At 36.6% G+C, this 15,485-nt stretch carries 14 protein-coding genes and 1 pseudogene; 14 read left to right on the top strand and 1 reads right to left on the bottom strand.

Translation table 11 applies throughout. The features are described 5' to 3' along the window. Positions 1–15: 15 nt before the first annotated feature. The 10 genes from buk to NST60_RS22395 all read left to right on the top strand — a co-directional run bounded on the left by buk (position 16) and on the right by NST60_RS22395 (position 10,000). Positions 16–1,125, top strand: a complete 1,110-nt coding sequence (gene buk, locus NST60_RS22440) for a butyrate kinase (RefSeq protein WP_101730902.1) — start codon at positions 16–18, stop codon at positions 1,123–1,125. Then, positions 1,109–2,533 carry a dihydrolipoyl dehydrogenase gene (lpdA, locus tag NST60_RS22435; RefSeq protein WP_016203251.1) on the top strand — a complete coding sequence of 475 codons (1,425 nt, stop codon included), beginning with the start codon at positions 1,109–1,111 and terminating at the stop codon, positions 2,531–2,533. The genes buk and lpdA overlap by 17 nt, the downstream gene beginning before the upstream one ends. Positions 2,534–2,607: 74 nt before the next feature. Next, positions 2,608–3,600, top strand: a complete 993-nt coding sequence (locus NST60_RS22430) for a thiamine pyrophosphate-dependent dehydrogenase E1 component subunit alpha (protein ID WP_212117193.1) — start codon at positions 2,608–2,610, stop codon at positions 3,598–3,600. A gap of 15 nt (positions 3,601–3,615) precedes the next feature. Further along, a complete protein-coding gene (locus NST60_RS22425; protein WP_212117153.1) occupies positions 3,616–4,599 on the top strand; it encodes an alpha-ketoacid dehydrogenase subunit beta in 984 nt (327 codons plus the stop codon). Between the two features lie 25 nt (positions 4,600–4,624). Then, a complete protein-coding gene (locus tag NST60_RS22420; RefSeq protein WP_341100218.1) occupies positions 4,625–5,884 on the top strand; it encodes a dihydrolipoamide acetyltransferase family protein in 1,260 nt (419 codons plus the stop codon). Positions 5,885–5,962: 78 nt separating this feature from the next. Further along, positions 5,963–6,403 carry a BrxA/BrxB family bacilliredoxin gene (locus NST60_RS22415; protein ID WP_016203247.1) on the top strand — a complete coding sequence of 147 codons (441 nt, stop codon included), beginning with the start codon at positions 5,963–5,965 and terminating at the stop codon, positions 6,401–6,403. A gap of 631 nt (positions 6,404–7,034) precedes the next feature. After that, entirely contained in the window at positions 7,035–7,820 is a 786-nt protein-coding gene (locus tag NST60_RS22410) for a transporter substrate-binding domain-containing protein (protein ID WP_016203246.1), read from the top strand. A gap of 117 nt (positions 7,821–7,937) precedes the next feature. Further along, the gene (locus NST60_RS22405) at positions 7,938–8,597 is read left to right on the top strand and encodes an amino acid ABC transporter permease (protein ID WP_016203245.1); all 660 of its coding nucleotides are present in this window, start codon (positions 7,938–7,940) and stop codon (positions 8,595–8,597) included. Then, positions 8,590–9,312, top strand: coding sequence for an amino acid ABC transporter ATP-binding protein (locus NST60_RS22400; protein ID WP_016203244.1), 723 nt, complete (start codon positions 8,590–8,592; stop codon positions 9,310–9,312). The genes NST60_RS22405 and NST60_RS22400 overlap by 8 nt, the downstream gene beginning before the upstream one ends. 181 nt (positions 9,313–9,493) lie before the next feature. Then, a complete protein-coding gene (locus NST60_RS22395; RefSeq protein WP_016203243.1) occupies positions 9,494–10,000 on the top strand; it encodes a L,D-transpeptidase in 507 nt (168 codons plus the stop codon). Between the two features lie 526 nt (positions 10,001–10,526). On the opposite strand, the gene prli42 is transcribed toward NST60_RS22395, so the two are convergent. Then, entirely contained in the window at positions 10,527–10,628 is a 102-nt protein-coding gene (prli42, locus tag NST60_RS22390) for a stressosome-associated protein Prli42 (protein ID WP_156827795.1), read from the bottom strand. A gap of 207 nt (positions 10,629–10,835) precedes the next feature. Here prli42 and NST60_RS22385 point away from each other — a divergent pair, with 207 nt between their 5' ends. From NST60_RS22385 to gndA, 4 genes and pseudogenes are all read left to right on the top strand, one after another. Further along, on the top strand, positions 10,836–11,957 hold the full coding sequence (locus NST60_RS22385; protein ID WP_169188810.1) for a tripeptidase T: 1,122 nt from the start codon (positions 10,836–10,838) through the stop codon (positions 11,955–11,957). Positions 11,958–12,115: 158 nt separating this feature from the next. Next, positions 12,116–12,583 (top strand): chemotaxis protein CheW, encoded by a 468-nt coding sequence (locus tag NST60_RS22380; protein ID WP_016203240.1) that lies wholly within the window; start codon positions 12,116–12,118, stop codon positions 12,581–12,583. 72 nt (positions 12,584–12,655) lie between these two features. Continuing rightward, a pseudogene (locus NST60_RS22375) lies at positions 12,656–13,916 on the top strand (DNA polymerase IV). 142 nt (positions 13,917–14,058) lie between these two features. Continuing rightward, positions 14,059–15,471, top strand: coding sequence for an NADP-dependent phosphogluconate dehydrogenase (gene gndA / locus NST60_RS22370; RefSeq protein WP_016203238.1), 1,413 nt, complete (start codon positions 14,059–14,061; stop codon positions 15,469–15,471). Positions 15,472–15,485: the final 14 nt, after the last annotated feature.

Genomic DNA, 15,485 nt, shown 5'->3' with positions numbered 1-15,485 from the left:
CTAGGGGTTTTTAAGATGAGTAGATATCGTATATTGGTAATAAACCCAAGGTCATTAGTAACAGAAATCGCTCTATATGAAAACCAGGTTCCAATTATTATAGAAGATTTGCATCATGATTCCGAAAAAATACGAGAATTCTCATCAATTGTTTCTCAATATAAGTTCCGAACAAATGAAATTCTCTTATATCTAGTGGATAAAGGAATTAATCTTTCCAAGCTAGCTGCTGTGTGTGGTAGAGGGGGGTTACTTAAACCAATCGATGGAGGTACCTATATAATCAATGCTGCTATGCGTAATGATTTACTTGGACAAACAAGAGGTGAACATCCATCAAACTTGGGAGCTCTTATTGCTTATGAAATTGCAGAGCATTTAGAAATTCCTTCCTATATAGTTGATCCAGTCGTCGTCGATGAAATGGACAACATTGCTAAAATTTCTGGCTATCCAAAAATTACAAGAAAAAGTGTTTTTCATGCACTTAATCATAAAGCAACTGGCAGACGCGCAGCGATGGAGCTTGGCAAAAAGTATGAGAAAGTGAAGCTAATCATCGCTCATCTTGGGGACGGGATTACGATTGGTGCACATTCAAATGGAAAAGTAATTGATGTGAATAATGGATTAAATGGAGAAGGACCATTTAGTATGGAACGCTCTGGGACACTGCCTCATGGTGATTTAGTAGATTTATGCTACTCTGGAGAATTTACGTATAAAGAGATGAAGCAACAATTGTTGTATCATTCAGGGGTAATGGCTTATCTTGACAAACCACGTTCCCTTCAAATAGAAGAAGAGCTTCAAAATCCAGACAATCCTAACTATCTAATTTTTGAAGCATTGGCCTATCAGGTTGCTAAGGAAATTGGTAGTGCCAGTGCAGTGTTATTTGGGAAAGTAGATGCAATTATTTTAACAGGTGAACTTGCGTTTAGTAACCTTTTTGTAAAATTAATTATGGAACGTGTTAGTTGGATTGCAGATATAATGGTATATCCAGGTGAAAATGAGCGACAATCATTGGCAGAAGGAGTTTTACGAGTATTACGTAAGGAAGAAATACCAAAAGAGTATGGAGATAGAGAGGAGTGTGAAGATAATGGCAAAGGAATATGATCTTGTCATTCTAGGCGGAGGAACTGGTGGTTATGTAGCAGCGATTCGCGCTTCCCAATTAGGTTTAAAAACAGCAGTTGTTGAAAAAGGAAAATTAGGTGGTACATGTTTACATAATGGTTGCATTCCGAGCAAAGCACTATTAAGAAGTGCAGAAGTTTATGCAACAGCAAAAAAAAGTGAAGAATTTGGGATTATTACATCAGATATACGATTGGACTTTAATCGAGTGCAAGAAAGAAAATCAAGCATCATAAGCCAGCTTCATAGCGGTGTGCAATATTTAATGAAAAAAGGGAAAATTGATGTTTATGAAGGAAATGGAAGAATAATGGGACCATCTATTTTTTCTCCAATGCCAGGAACGATCTCCGTTGAAATGAATAATGGAGAAGAAAACGAAATGTTGATCCCGAAAAATGTAATCATCGCAACAGGCTCTAGACCGAAAACCTTACCAGGATTAGAGATTGATGGTTCGACTGTCATTAGTTCTGAGGAAGCATTACAAATGGAAGAACTTCCTAAATCCATTATTATCGTTGGTGGGGGAGTAATAGGGGTTGAATGGGCTTCTATGCTTGCTGATTTTGATGTGAAAGTAACTATTTTAGAATATAGCGATCGATTGGTGCCAACAGAAGATAAGGAAATAAGTAAAGAATTACAACGAATCCTAAAGAAAAAAGGGATCAAGATTGTTACAGGTGCGAAGGTATTAGCAGACACCGTCCAGAAAAATTCATCTAGTGTAACTATTCAAGCAGAAAAAAATGGTGATATACAGACGTTTGAAGGTGATAAACTGCTTGTATCTGTAGGACGCATCGGAAATGTGGAAGGAATTGGTCTTGAAAATACTGAAATTGCAGTTGCTAATAATGTAATTGAAACAAATAAATACTATCAAACAAAAGAATCGCATATTTACGCAATTGGAGATTGTATTGGAGGATTGCAACTAGCACATGTTGCCTCACATGAAGGGATTATTGCCGTAGAACATATTGCAGGCGAAAATCCACAGCCGCTCGATTATAAAACAGTTTCCAAATGCATCTATACAAGTCCAGAGATTTCTAGTGTTGGTTATACAGAAGAGGAAGCTATTGCGCTTGGATTTACGATTAAAAAAGGAAAGTTTTCTTTCAAAGCCATTGGCAAAGCACTTATTTACGGGGAGCAAGATGGCTTTGTAAAAATAATTACAGATCAAGAGACAGATGATCTATTAGGTGTTCACATTATTGGAGCACATGCAACAGACCTTATTGCAGAAGCAGCTCTTGCAAAAGTACTAGATGCAACTGCGTGGGAAATTAGTAATACAATTCATCCTCATCCAAGTTTAACGGAAGCAATTGGGGAAGCAGCCCTTGCAGTTGAGGGCAAAGCCATTCATAGCTAGTAAAAAAGTTGAAAAATGTTCATTTTAATATAGGGGGAACAAAGATGAATCAATTAGGAGGTAATAATATGACAATGGTTCATAATCGCCATTTAGAAGCTGGTTTAACAGATGATCAAGTATTAGAAATGTATGAGCAAATGCTCCTTGCAAGAAGAATTGATGAAAGAATGTGGTTATTAAATCGAGCAGGAAAAATTCCGTTTGTTATATCATGTCAGGGACAAGAAGCGGCACAAGTGGGCGCAGCCTTTGCATTTGATCGGGAAAAAGATTATATGCTTCCCTATTATCGGGATCTGGGAGTTGTGTTAACTTTTGGCATGACAACAAAGGAAATTATGCTGTCAGGCTTTGCGAAAGCGGAAGACCCTAACTCAGGGGGAAGACAAATGCCAGGACATTTCGGTCAAAAGAAAAATCGTATTGTTACAGGTTCTTCTCCGGTAACTACCCAAGTACCTCACGCTGTTGGTGTTGCATTAGCAGGGAAAATAGAAAAGAAAGATATTGTTACATTTGTTAGCTTTGGGGAAGGCTCATCTAACCAAGGAGATTTTCATGAAGGAGCAAACTTCGCTGGTGTTCACAAGCTACCTGTTATTTTTCTATGCGAAAATAATAAATATGCTATTTCCGTTCCAATCGAAAAGCAATTAGGTTGTGCGAATGTCTCCGACCGAGCAATCGGCTACGGTATGCCAGGATATACAGTTGACGGAAATGATCCAATTGAGGTATATCGTGTTACGAAAGAAGCAGTAGATAGAGCGAGAAGAGGAGAAGGACCAACATTAATTGAAACAATTTCTTATCGTTTAACTCCTCATTCTTCTGATGACGATGATAGCAGCTATCGTGCAAGAGAAGAAGTGACAGAGGCAAAAGCAAAGGATCCGTTACTAACATTTAGAGCTTATTTAGTTTCTACTGGTATATTGACAGAAGAAATAGATCAGCAATTAAATAAGAAAATTGCGGAAGAAATAAATGAAGCAACAGATTATGCAGAAAAAGCGCCATATGCACAACCAGAAGATACTTTGAAATATGTATACGGCAATTAAGGGGGAAATGAAAAGATGCCAGTAATATCCTATATAGACGCAGTGACTCAAGCCATTCGGGAAGAAATGGAGAAAGATGATAAAGTATTTATCCTTGGAGAAGATGTTGGGGTAAAAGGTGGAGTTTTCAAAGCAACAACAGGCCTTTACGAACAATTTGGGGCAGAAAGAGTAATTGATGCCCCACTCGCAGAATCTGCAATTGCAGGCGTGGGAATTGGAGCAGCGATGTATGGTTTAAAACCGATTGCAGAAATGCAGTTTGCTGATTTTATTATGCCAGCTGTAAATCAAATCGTTTCCGAAGCAGCAAAAATTAGATATCGATCAAATAATGATTGGACGTGTCCGATTGTTATCCGTGCACCTTACGGAGGCGGTATTCACGGTGCACTTTACCATTCTCAATCAGTAGAAGCAATGTTCGCTAATACGCCAGGATTAAAAATTGTCATGCCTTCAACACCATATGATGTAAAAGGATTGTTAAAGGCAGCTATCCAAGATCCTGATCCGGTTTTATTCTTTGAGCATAAACGTGCTTATCGATTAATTAAAGGGTTTGTTCCAGAAGAGGACTATGTATTGCCGATAGGCAAAGCAGATGTCAAGCGAGAAGGCGAAGATATTACAGTTATAACGTACGGATTATGTGTCCATTTTGCCTTGCAAGCTGCTGAAAAATTAGCGGAAGATGGTATTTCTGCACATATTTTAGATTTGCGAACGGTTTATCCACTTGATAAAGAAGCAATTATTGAAGCTGCTTCCAAAACAGGTAAGGTTCTTTTAATAACAGAAGATAATAAAGAGGGCAGTGTAATCAGTGAAGTTGCAGCAATTATTGCAGAAAATTGTTTGTTTGATTTAGATGCACCAATTATGCGATTAGCAGGGGAAGATGTTCCTGCAATGCCATATGCGCCAACAATGGAAAAATTCTTCTTAGTTACGCCAGAAAAAGTAGAAACAGAAATGCGAAAGCTTGCAGAATTCTAAATCGCATAAGAAGGAGTGAAAAGCGATGCCAATTGAAAAAATAACAATGCCTAAATTAGGTGAAAGTGTTACAGAAGGAACCATAAGCAACTGGATTGTTTCGGTTGGAGATGTTGTAAATAAATATGACCCACTTGCGGAAGTAATGACCGATAAAGTAAATGCCGAAATTCCTTCTTCTTTTTCAGGTAAGGTCAAAGAATTAATAGCAAAAGAGGGACAGACGCTCGAAGTTGGCGAAGTAATTTGCACCATTGAAGTAGAAGGGGACAATTCTCAGGAAGAACAACCTGCCAAAGAAGAGACGGAAGAAAAAGCAGCTGCGTCTATAAATACAGATACAAGTCAAAAAGCAAGATACTCACCAGCAGTATTGCGTCTATCTCAAGAAGCTGGGATTGATTTGACGCTGTTAACTGGAACTGGCGCAGGAGGAAGAATTACGAGAAAAGATGTACAAAAGGCTATACAAGAAGGGGTTCCACAAGGAAAAGAGGATGAGAAAGTGCCAGCAAATGGATCAAGTGTACCTGCTGATCCTATACCGAAAAAAGAAACATCTGTACATAATGTGCAAACACAAGCAGGAGATAAAGAGTTCCCGATAACAGGACTAAGAAAAGCGATTGCTAGCAATATGGTTAAGAGTAAGCATGAGATTCCCCATGCTTGGACAATGATCGAAGTGGATGTAACAAAACTTGTACAATACAGAAATAAAGTGAAAGATTCCTTTAAGAAGGAAGAAGGCTATAACTTAACATTCTTTGCCTTTTTTGTGAAGGCAGTTGCACGTGCATTAAAAGAATTCCCGCAAATTAATTCAACGTGGGCAGGAGACAAAATTATTCAGAAAAAGGATATTAATATCTCCATCGCAGTAGCAACCGAGGGGGCACTATTCGTACCAGTTATCAAAAATGCAGATGAAAAATCGATTAAAGGGATTGCAAGAGAGATTACAGAACTTGCAAATAAAGCAAGAACAGGAAAACTTACTGTTGATGAAATGCAAGGGGGCACATTCACAGTGAATAACACTGGATCATTTGGTTCCATTCAGTCAATGGGAATTATCAATCATCCCCAAGCGGCTATCCTTCAAGTGGAGTCAATTGTAAAAAGACCTGTTATAAAGGATAATATGATTGCTATATCAGATATGGTAAATCTCTGCATGTCATTAGATCACCGTGTATTAGACGGATTAGTTTGCGGAAGATTTTTACAAAGGGTAAAGGAAATTCTTGAAAATACTTCTGAGGAAACAACACCAATCTATTAATGCAAACAGATTAATTGAAAATGCATACTTTTTTTATAATAATGTAGTAAGAATATATTTCATAAAAGGAGCGAAATAATGAATATTGATTTTAATTTATTCATGAATGATGTTGTCCGTCAAGCACGCCAAGAAATAGTTGAGGCTGGATATGCTGAACTAACAACAAAAGAAGCAGTAGATGAAGCATTATCAAAAAAAGGTACCACACTAGTAATGGTGAATTCTGTATGTGGATGTGCAGGTGGAATTGCAAGACCAGCTGCAAGTTACTCCTTACATTATAAAAAAAGACCTGATCAATTAGTAACCGTATTTGCAGGCCAGGATAAAGAGGCAACAGAACAAGCTCGTTCGTATTTTACAGGTTTTCCTCCTTCTTCTCCTTCTTTTGCATTAATGAAAGATGGCGAACTAGTGAAAATGGTCGAGCGCCATGAAATTGAAGGCCACGATCCAATGCAAGTTGTGGAAAAACTACAAAACGCATTTGAAGAATATTGCGAAGAAGTAAAATAAACACTGTATATTGTGTAAAGAAGGCTCAGGATTCTGAGCCTTCAGTTTGTCGACAAAAAGATTTTTAGAAACTTACATTGAATTTTCATGCGTTGCTTGGAGTGGAAGGGGTGAGACTCCTGTGGGATTAGCGAGACAGCTTAGACCCTGCAGGCCAAAGGCAGACCGCGGCTAAGCGCGAGCCCCACGGAAAGCGAACCCCTGGAGCGGAAAGCAACATCCCTCTTCAAAGAGACTAATAAATATACTATAGACAAACCTCTATATCTAAAATTCAGGGGTTTGTCTACAGTCTGAAGGCTCAGGATTTTGAGTCTTTTTTGATGTTATCTACGAAGTGAATTCATTTCACGGCTTCTTTTATTATTCATATCTTCCTTAAAAGTTTTCGCTTGTAAATTCAAATAAAATTAAAAATGATGTATTGATTTAATTGAAAGAAAATTAAGTTTTTTCAGAATAGTATTTTATTTAATGGATTTGTATAAATCATATTGCATAATTATAAGTATGTGTTAAAATTCATATTGTTGCATGAATATAAATGAAAAGATCATTTAATAATTTGCAACAAACAAGCAATATTAATAAAGAATGAAAGCTTAAGTAAGTATAGGGGGATAATAATAATATGAAAAAATTACTAGCATTAATGCTGTTGTCTATAGTATTTATTTTAGGCGCATGTGGTACTTCTACTGATGAAAATAGTTCAAATAGTGATAGTGGATCTTCTGATGAAAAAGTACTTGTAATGGGAACTTCTGCAGATTATGCTCCATTTGAATATATCGATACCGCAAAAAGTGATGATATTATCGGCTTTGATATTGATTTAGCTAATGCATTAGGCGAAAAGCTTGGTTACAAAATCCAAGTAAAAGATATGGATTTTAGCGGATTAATTTCTGCATTACAATCTGGAAAAGTAGATTTAGTTTTATCCGGTATGTCTCCAACACCGGAAAGAGCTGAAAATGTTGATTTCAGTGATATATATTTTACTGCAAAAGACTTAGTTGTTACAACAAAAGATAGCAATATTAAAAGTGTTCAGGATCTTGAAGGGAAAAAGGTTGGGGTACAACTAGGGTCTATTCAAGAAGATGCAGCAAAAGAAATTGCTAAAACGGTAAAAGTTACTGTAGAAAACCGCGACCGTATTCCACAATTAATTCAAGAAATTAAAGCAGGTCGATTTGATGCAGCAATTATTGAAGATGTAGTTGCAACTGGTTATTTAAATAAAGAAGATACGCTAACATCTTTCCCAGCAATAGAAGCGAATGAAGACGCTGGTTCTGCTATTGCTTTTCCAAAGAATAGTGACTTAACAGAAAAATTCAATGCTGAATTAAAGAAAATGAAAGATAACGGAGAGATTGACGAGTTAGTTGTAAAATGGTTTGGTAAATAAGATAGGTTTAAGTGGGGGACAGTTTAGGGCAAACATTGCCCTAAACGTTTTCTTGTTTTTAAGCTATATCAATAGGTAAAAACACACCCCGTGTTTAATGAAAGGATTGAGATATTAATGGGCTTAGATTTCCAACAATTTATTCCGTCCCTGCCATATTTATTAAAGGGAATCACAGTGACATTGCAAATTGTCGTAGTGGCTGGAATTATTGGTTTTGTTTTAGGGATAGTACTTTCGATTTTTAAACTTAGTAAGATTCCAGTATTAAGCTGGATTGCTGCTATTTATACATCCGTATTCAGAGGGACACCTCTTGTATTGCAATTAATGATCATCTATTTTGGTGTTCCGCAATTAACAGGAATACAAATAGAACCAGCTGTTGCAGCAATTCTTTCTTTTGGCTTGAATTCAGCTGCTTATATTTCGGAAATTATTCGTGCTGGAATTTTAGCGGTAGATCGTGGGCAGAAAGAAGCAGCTATGGCACTAGGTGTTTCACCTAGACAAGCAATGTTCGATTTAATTTTGCCACAGGCTTTAAAGAATATTTTTCCAGCATTAATTAATGAAGCTGTTTCCTTAACAAAAGAGTCGGCGGTTGTCACGGTTATTGGTGTTACCGATATTATGCGTAGAGCCTATATAATGGGTGGAGAAAAATATGCATATTTGGAGCCAATGATTCTTGCAGGTCTTATTTATTACGTTCTAGTAATGATACTGACAACATTGGCTAAAGCTGTTGAAAGGAGAATGAGAAGAAGTGATTAATGTTGAAAATTTGCATAAATCTTATGGCTCTCTTCAAGTTTTAAAAGGGATAAATACACAGGTAGAAAAAGGCGAAGTAGTGACGATTATCGGTCCTTCTGGTTCGGGAAAATCTACTTTTCTGCGTTGTATTAACTTACTTGAAGTACCAACAAAAGGAAAAGTAATCATTGATGGCACAGATATTACAGAAAAAAACACAAATATAAAAAAAATAAGAGAAAACGTTGGAATGGTATTTCAACATTTTCATCTCTTCCCACACAAAACGGTTTTACAAAACGTGACTTATGCACCGATTAAGGTGAAAGGACTAAGTAAGAGCGAAGCGGAAAAGATGGGGAAAGAGCTTCTTGCTAGAGTTGGTCTTGCCGATAAAGCAAATGTATATCCTAGCCGTCTATCAGGCGGGCAAAAGCAAAGGGTCGCAATTGCTCGTGCCCTTGCAATGAATCCAGAAGTGATTTTATTTGATGAACCAACGTCAGCATTGGATCCTGAAATGGTAAAAGAGGTACTGGAGGTAATGAAATCTCTGGCGCACACTGGAATAACGATGCTTATTGTGACACATGAAATGGGCTTTGCAAGAGAAGCTGCCAATAGAGTATTATTCCTAGATGGTGGAGTAGTGGTTGAGGATGCCCCACCAGCTGAGTTTTTTACCAATCCTAAAACAGACCGTGCAAAAGAGTTTTTAGAGAAAATGCTTTAATAATGGATAGAAGAAGATTTCCTTGTCTTTAAGATGAAGAAATCTTTTTTTTGTTTCCTCTGTCTTTAGAAGTAGTAGAGAATAGAAAGGGAATAAAAAACTATTTTTCCAAAGAGCAGTATCCTTTTCGCATAAAGAAGCAACAATCACACAAACTAAGAAAAAAAGAGAGTGTGATTGGATGTTAAAACTAGCTTTGTCTATTCTCTTAACAATCTCCCCTGTATGGCCATTAGGGATAAATCCATTGCCAGGTGATCCTTTTCTTATTATTAATAAAAAAACGAATCAATTATCTTTAATAGATGAAAATCGCGTACAAACGACAATAAGTGTTTCGACCGGAAAAAAAGAAGACCTAACACCAGAAGGTTTGTTTACAATAACAGTCAAAGCGGCTAATCCCTATTACCGAAAAAAGAATATAGTGGGGGGACATGAGGAAAATCCGTTAGGAACACGATGGATTGGTTTTGATGCAAATAATACAGATGGAAGAATATATGGAGTTCATGGAACCAATAATCCAGGCAGTATCGGGAAATACGTGTCACAAGGCTGTGTTCGCATGCAAAATGAGGCAGTAGAATCAATTTATGATTTCATTCCATTAGGAACGAAAGTGCTGATTACAAACTCAGAGAAAAGCTTTCAGGAGTTAGCTGAGGAGTATGGAGCTATCGAATAAAAGGTTGGGACAAAAGTATTCCAACTAAATATAAACTCGAACAATTATATGGAGATTGCTAATCAAATTTTCGTATCATTGTTGGGTTTTTTATTCATTTTAAATAGGGTTTGTGGTAGTCACCCGCAGACTGAATACACTTCGCTTTCCATGGGGCGAGCGCCGAGCCGCTTCGCCTTCGCTGCAGGGTCTCGGACTTTCTCGCAGCTCCCATAGGAGTCTACGTGTATTCAGTCTGCTCCGTTTTTCCTACTAATTATATTTTCTTAAAAAAAGGATAGAACTAAACAACCTTTTAAAACGGAGTGAAATGAAGCGAGGACACTCAACTCCTGCGGGAAGTAGAGCAAAACCTAAGAGACCCCACAGGCTTTAGCCGAGGAGCTTAGGTTGCTCATCGGCGCATAGAGTGTCTGTAGCGTAATGGAAAGGAGTTGGTTTCGCTACTAAATTAGAGATTGTTCGTCTTTACGCATTATATATTTTGTTTTGTTCCAGCCTATTTCTTATGGAAAATAATCTTCCATTAAAATAACATCCCAATTCCAATTAACAGAGTAGATGCAAGCATAATAAAGATCATTAAATATACAACAATCTTTTGTAATCTATTTTTCTTTTTCTTCATAGTATCCTCCAATGTCTTAACCATTCTTACTGTCTATTTTACTAAGAATAGCAGAATGGTACAACTATAAACATATGGAATATTCGCTGAGCGAGCTTTTCTTTATTAGCAGGTAGAAAAATGAATTTCACGCCTATGATTTTTATTTGATGTTCTATTTTTATAGGCGTATACTAATAATGTCACTAATTTTTGGAGGAACAAAAAATGATTAATCAAGAGCGTTTATTAAATCAATTTTTAGAACTAGTACAAATTGATTCGGAAACAAAGTTTGAAAAAGAAATCAGTATTGTATTAAAAAAGAAATTTGAAGAATTAGGCTTAGAAGTAATAGAGGATGATACAACAGCTATTACTGGTCATGGCGCAGGTAATTTAATCTGTACGCTTGCGGCAACGAAGGAAAACGTTGATCCTATTTACTTCACATCTCATATGGATACAGTAGTTCCTGGGGTTGGAGTAAAACCGTCAATTAAAGATGGATACATAGTAACAGATGGTACGACAATACTTGGTGCAGATGATAAAACTGGTTTATCTGTTATGCTTGAAATACTTACTGTAATCAAAGAAAATAATATTCCTCATGGAACCATTCAGTTTATTATAACAGTAGGGGAAGAATCAGGCTTATTAGGCGCAAAGGCGCTTGATCCTAAGCTAATTCAAGCAAAATACGGTTATGCATTAGATAGTGATGGTAAAGTAGGAAATATCGTTGTAGCAGCACCAACACAAGCAAAAGTCAAAGCAACGATTCTAGGAAAAACGGCACATGCAGGCGTGGCACCTGAAAAAGGAGTTTCTGCTATTACAATTGCCTCTAAAGCAATAGCAAAAATGCCTTTAGGTCGTATAGACAAAGAAACAACAGCTAATATTGGCAGTTTCGCTGGAGGGAAACAAACAAATATCGTTTGTGACCATGTAGATATTCTTGCAGAAGCACGCTCTTTGGTAGAAGATAAAATGCTTGCACAAGTAGCTAAGATGAAAGAAGCATTTGAATCTACAGCAACCGAGATGGGCGGACAAGCAGTTGTCGAAGTAGACGTAATGTATCCAGGCTTTAAATTTGGTGAAGGTGACCATGTGGTGGAAGTAGCTAGAAAAGCAGCTGCAAAAATCGGCAGAAGCTGTGAATTACAACAAAGCGGTGGCGGAAGTGATGCCAACGTTATCTGCGGTTTTGGTATCCCAACTGTCAACTTAGCAGTAGGTTATGAAGATATTCATACAACAAATGAAAAAATGCCAATAGAAGAATTAAATAAATTGGCTGAAATGGTACTTGCAATTATTGAAGAAGTAACAGGTAAATAATCATATTTTCGACTCGGAGTGTTTCCTTTTTAGGGAAGCACCCTTTTTGTGTATATATCAAACAAATGTTTCTATTTTTGCTTGCATTTATCTAGAAAACAGAGGAAAATATTTTATAGGAAAATACTACTGTAAAATATAATTTTGGGGGAATATAAATGGAAGAAAAGAAGGTTGTTATATTTAAAGTGGCAAACGGAGAATATTCCGTAGATGTTTCTTATGTCATATCAATAGAGAAAGAAGAACAGATTACTCCTGTTCCTCAATTACCATCCTTTGTGAGAGGAATAAGAAAAGTAAGAGAGGAGCTTATTCCTGTCATTGATTTACAAATGGTTTTATACAATCAAAAAACAGAAGAAAATGAAAATAATAAATTAATTGTTGCGCGAACAGAAGATATTTCATTTGCTATGATTGTTAGCGATGCAAAAGAGATTCTCGATATAAAAGAAGAAGTAATTAAAGAGGTTGGCATTTCTGCATATCAGAAAACAGAATATATTACAGGAGTTCTTAATTTAGAAAATCGTTTGGTTTTAATGCTAGACCCAAATGTCTTATTAGAAACACTTGAAGGAGTAAAAGAAATTAAAGACTATATGAAAAATCAGCCTGCATAAGCAACAAGTAGGAAATAGGGAATTTATAATAGAAGCGTCTACAAATGATCATAAAGAATTGGTGAAGGCAAAATGAAGGAATTTTATCCAAAAAAAGGACGAGTTATCTTACACGTAGATATGAACAGTTTTTATGCATCTGTTGAAATGGCCTATGATCCACAGTTAAAGGGAAAGCCACTGGCAATTGCGGGAAATGAAAAAGAACGCAGAGGTATTATCGTCACTTGCAGCTATGAAGCAAGAAAATTTGGTGTAAAAACAACAATGCCTTTATGGGAAGCGAAAAAGAAATGCCCGGATTTAATTGTTTTGCCTCCAAATTTTGATCGTTATCGGACGGCATCCCTTGCGATGTTTCAAATTCTCCATGAATTTTCCGATACTGTCGAACCTGTTTCGATTGATGAAGGGTATGTAGATATTACGAATAGTCATGACTTAGGAACTCCAATATACATCGCAAAAACAATTCAGAAGCGAATTTATGAGCGTTTAGATTTACCATGCAGTATTGGGATTGCGCCTAATAAATTTCTTGCTAAAACGGCATCTGATTTGAAAAAGCCGATGGGAATCACGATTTTAAGAAAGCGAGATATTCCCAATATACTTTGGCCGATGCAAGTAGAAGAAATGCATGGTATAGGAAAAAAAACAGGGGAAAAACTAAGAGCGATTGGCATCGAAACAATTAAAGATTTGGCAATGGCTTCATCTATTGGACTTAAAGGAGCCTTAGGTATTAATGGAATCCGTTTAAAGGAAAGAGCCAATGGAGAAGATAATCGGCCTGTTGATCCAGAAGCAGCTAATGAATTTAAAAGCATTGGGAATTCCACTACTTTGCCTCGGGATGTAAAGAATCAACAAGAATTATTTCAAGTCTTGGCAACTCTAGCAAATAAAGTTGCTACGCGTATGAAAAGAAAGCATGTGCATGCTAATCATCTAGCGGTAACGATACGTTATGGAAATCGCAAAAATTATTCCAAAAGTAAAAAATTAGCAAATCCGATTAAGACAGAGGAAGAGATACTCCAATTTAGTAAAGAGATTTTTCAGTCCGCTTGGGATGGAAATCCTGTTCGCTTACTCGGCGTAACAGCATTTAATTGATAATAATATTGTAGTAAAACAACTTGATCTCTTTTCCTTTGAAAAAGATGCAGAGAAGGAATCGTTATGGACAGCTATTGATAAGCTGAAAGAGAAATATGGTTCATCTATTATTGAGCCGGCGTCTGAAAGAAATAATATTTCAAAAAAGGAAGAAGACATTGGTACCATGACTAGTTTTAATAAAGATTTTTTGCAAGGAAAGAAATTTTAGTCTAGTTAAGTATGTTGAAAAATTTTTTTTGAAATAAACGAGAAAAGTAGTTGCATTTTAGTTGCATAACTTAAAAAATCTTGCTAAAGTTAAGTGAATTCTACTATAAGGATACATAGTTTAGAAGGGACGTTAGGAAAAAATGACAAAACAGCAATTTGGTGTAATCGGTTTAGCGGTTATGGGTAAAAACCTTGCGATGAACATCGAAAGCAGAGGTTATACTGTTTCCGTTTTCAACCGTTCAAAAGAAAAAACAGAAGAAATGCTTAAAGAAACAGAAGGTAAGAATGTCGTTGGAACATATACATTAGAAGAATTTGTACAATCTTTAGAAGTTCCACGTAAAATTATGTTAATGGTTAAAGCTGGTCCTGCTACTGATGCTACAATCGAACAATTAAAGCCTTTATTAGATAAAGGGGATATTGTTATTGATGGCGGTAACACATTCTTTAAAGATACGCAAAGACGTAACAAAGAATTAAGTGAACTTGGTATTCACTTTATTGGTACAGGCGTTTCTGGTGGGGAAGAAGGCGCTTTAAAAGGTCCTTCTATCATGCCTGGTGGGCAAAAAGAAGCATATGAATTAGTTGCACCTATTTTCCGTGATATCTCAGCAAAAGTTAATGATGAGCCTTGTACTACGTATATCGGTCCAGATGGTGCTGGCCATTATGTAAAAATGGTTCACAATGGAATTGAATATGGAGATATGCAATTAATCTGTGAAGCATACTTTATTATGAAGCATGTATTAGGATTAGAAGCACAAGAACTTCATGAAGTATTCGCAGAATGGAATAAAGGCGAGCTAGATAGCTACCTAATTGAAATCACTGCAGATATTTTCACAAAAGTAGATGATGAAACTGGTAAACCTTTAGTAGATCTAATCTTAGATACTGCTGGACAAAAAGGAACTGGTAAATGGACAAGCCAAAGTGCTTTAGACTTAGGTGTTCCACTTCCAATGATTACGGAATCTGTATTTGCTCGCTTCATTTCTGCAATGAAAGACGAACGTGTAAAAGCAAGTAAAGTACTTTCAGGTCCAGAAATTAAACCATTTACAGGTGATAAAGCAGCATTTATCGAATCTGTACGTAAAGCACTATACTTAAGCAAAATTGTTTCTTATGCACAAGGTTTCGCGCAAATGAGAGAAGCATCTGAAGAATATGATTGGAATTTAAACTATGGCGAAATCGCAATGATTTTCCGTGGTGGTTGCATTATTCGTGCACAATTCCTACAAAAAATCAAAGATGCATATGACCGTGATCCAGAATTGAAAAACCTTCTATTGGATCCATATTTCAGTGAGATTGCTGAAAACTATCAAACAGCATTACGTGAAGTAATCTCTGGTGCTGTATTAAATGGTATTCCTGTACCAAGCTTTGCAGCTGCTTTAGCTTACTTCGACAGCTACCGTACAGCAACATTACCAGCAAACCTACTACAAGCGCAACGTGACTACTTCGGTGCACACACATATGAGCGTCTTGATAAAGAGGGAATTTTCCATACTAACTGGATGGAAAAATAAGAATTGCTATAAAG

Source organism: Niallia sp. FSL W8-1348, from assembly GCF_038006745.1.
Lineage (GTDB): Bacteria > Bacillota > Bacilli > Bacillales > Cytobacillaceae > Niallia > Niallia alba.
The sequence above is the reverse complement of the archived record's forward strand: the minus strand, read 5'-3'. Positions and strand labels throughout refer to the sequence as shown.